The organism is Streptomyces globisporus (assembly GCF_003501885.1).
Lineage (GTDB): Bacteria > Actinomycetota > Actinomycetes > Streptomycetales > Streptomycetaceae > Streptomyces > Streptomyces globisporus_D.
Genome location: NZ_QWFA01000402.1, coordinates 1 through 969, shown reverse-complemented (window position 1 = coordinate 969; position 969 = coordinate 1). Strand labels below are relative to the sequence as shown.

Genomic DNA, 969 nt, shown 5'->3' with positions numbered 1-969 from the left:
CCGAAGCGGTTCCCTCGGCTCCTCCGCAACACCGTGGTCTGCGGCCCCAACCATGCCCTTCTCCCGCCTCACCGACGGCCGACCGGTCATCACCTCCGCCGCCATCCGCAACCGGAACGCCCGCTGTCACGGCAAGTGTGCTGTTATCGCGCTACCTTCTGTGCCCACCTGTGGGTTCTATCGCGAGGCAACAAGTGACGACCGGGGGTTGAGGCGCCAGGGCCCCCACGGGGCCGTGTATCCGCAAGCGGATCGTCCGCCGCGACACCACCCGAAACGACCTTTGCGGCCTCCTCCCGCGCCGCGGTTGCCTCGGCCCTGGCCCTGACCCGGTCCTCCTTGAAGACCAGTACACCGGCCAACGCGTTCAGGGCCTCAGCGATCCTCTCCCGCCAGTCAGCGAACTCGACGGAGTCGACATCGGGCGGCTGTTGCGACTTCACGAAGTGGAGATGACGCAGGGCGTGCTTCAGCACGGCGTCAACCACGAGGCTTCATCCGATCGGTACGCGGTTGACCTCATCGTGCACCACAGTCAAAACACGGCCATATTGGTCATCGGCGACGGCGTCAACGACGGCGCGAGGGGTGGGTGGGGGCCCGCCTCTGGCGAACTCGTGGTGATGTGGGTCACTCCGGATATTTGCTGTATTTGCGCGAATTCACGCTCTGGATCGCTTCGGTGGAAGGCTCGCTGGTGGTGAGATTGGCGTTCGGGTGGCGTGGGGTGGTTGTCGTTGCTGGATAAGCAGTCGGGAACATCTGTATGTCACCAGGGTTTTGCTCTGGGTGACATTCTTCGGGTTGCCACTGCACACCAGCGCGCTGCGGGTCGTCGTTGTGGTGAAAGCGCACTCCGGCGCACTCCCGGGCACTCCAGCCGCTGCCCGGACCTTCCCAGGAGAGGGGCCAACGTCTGTGACGACCCAACTCGTAGGTGACCTGCTGATCCTCGCCCTGGCGGCCCGC

Annotated in this window: 1 protein-coding gene; it reads right to left on the bottom strand. The window is 65.0% G+C overall.

All coding sequences use genetic code 11. From position 1 onward, the window contains the following. Positions 1-630: 630 nt before the first annotated feature. Positions 631-969: hypothetical protein (locus tag D3105_RS34385; RefSeq protein WP_206273062.1), on the bottom strand; the 339-nt coding region annotated here is incomplete at its 5' end.